Source organism: Microbacterium sp. (genome assembly GCF_049661145.1).
Lineage (GTDB): Bacteria > Actinomycetota > Actinomycetes > Actinomycetales > Microbacteriaceae > Microbacterium.
This window is the reverse complement of the sequence record NZ_JBASZT010000408.1, coordinates 1-1,514: the sequence shown is the minus strand read 5'-3', so window position 1 is coordinate 1,514 and position 1,514 is coordinate 1. Positions and strand designations below refer to the sequence as shown.

The window sequence follows — 1,514 nt, the reverse complement described above, 5'->3', positions numbered from 1 at the left end:
CCTCGAGCAGGTCGTCGCCGGGGCGCGCGTCCTGGAACGGCGCGTGGATCTCGGCGCGGTCGAGCAGCTCGGCCATGCGGCGGCGGCGCTGGCGCGTCACGAGCGTCACGACCGTGCCGCTGCGCCCGGCCCGCCCGGTGCGGCCGGAGCGGTGCAGATACGTCTTGTACTCGTCGGGCGCGTCGGCCTGGATCACCAGGTCGATGTCGTCGACGTGGATGCCGCGGGCAGCGACATCCGTCGCGACCAGCACGTTCACGCGGCCCGAAGTGAGCCGCTCGAGGTTGCGCGTGCGCTTGGCCTGGTTGAGGTCACCGTGGAGGGCGACGGCTTTGATGCCGGCATCCTCGAACTGCTCGGCGAGCATCTCGGCATACGCCCGCGTGCGCGCGAAGACGAGCGTCTTGCCCTCGCGATGGACGAGCGACGACAGGATCTCGGCCTTGTCACGGTGATCGATGACGAGCACGCGGTGGTCGATCGTGCCGGAATCCTGGTCCTCGCCGGCGACCTCGTAGACGGCGGGCTCGACGAGGAACTCGTCGACGAGCGCGGCGACCTCGCGGTCGAGGGTGGCCGAGAACAGCAGCTTCTGCGCACCGTCGTGGACGAGGCGGAGGATGCGCTGCATCGGCTCGAGGAATCCGAGTTCGCTCATGTGGTCGGCCTCGTCGAGCACGACGATGCGGATCTCGGAGAGGTCGAGCTTGCCCTGCGCGTGCAGATCCTCGATGCGGCCGGGCGTGCCGATGATGATGTCGACGCCCTTCTTGAGCGCACCGACCTGGCGGGCCTGCGGCACGCCGCCGTAGACCTGGGTCGTGAACAGGCCGACGCTGCGGGCGATGGGCTGCACGGTGCGGTCGATCTGCAGCGCGAGCTCGCGCGTGGGCGCCAGGATCAGCGCCTTGGGGCTGCGCCCGAACTCGCGGCGCTTTCCCGCCTGGCTGCGCAGGACCGACTCGACCAGCGGCGCGCCGAACGCGATCGTCTTGCCCGAGCCGGTGCGGCCGCGGGCGAGCACGTCCTTGCCCGCGAGGATCGGGGCGATCGTGGCGGCCTGGATCGGGAACGGCGACGGCGCGCCGAGCTCGGCCAGCGTCCGCACGATGTTGTCGCCGAGCCCGAGGCCCGCGAACGTCACGTCCGCAACCTGCTCGGCCTGGATCGCCTGGGCTTGCAGCTTCTCGTGCACGGTGTCGGCGTGCTGCTCGAAGGACTGTGCCGACCTGTCCGCGTTCCAGTCCGACCGGTTCGGGGCCGGGTTGTGACGGTGGCCGCGGTCCGAACTCCTCCAATCCGCGCCGCGAGAGGCGGATTCGGGCCGTTCCGGTCGGACAGCGCGCGACCTGGAGGAGTTCGGGACGCCCCGGCGCTGCGCCGGGCGGTCAGAACTCCACCGATCTGCGCTCCGCGAGCCGGATTCGGGCCGTTCGCGCCGTTCCGCGCGCGAATCCGTGGAGTTTCGGCGCGGCCGCTCGTCGTACGAGCGGGCGGCCCGGTCGTCGTACGCG

1 protein-coding gene is annotated in these 1,514 nt (G+C 71.4%); it reads right to left on the bottom strand.

Going from position 1 to position 1,514, the window contains the following annotated elements; genetic code table 11:
* Positions 1-1,514 (bottom strand): DEAD/DEAH box helicase (locus WBP48_RS16980; RefSeq protein WP_424441920.1); only part of this gene is annotated, 1,514 nt, incomplete at both ends.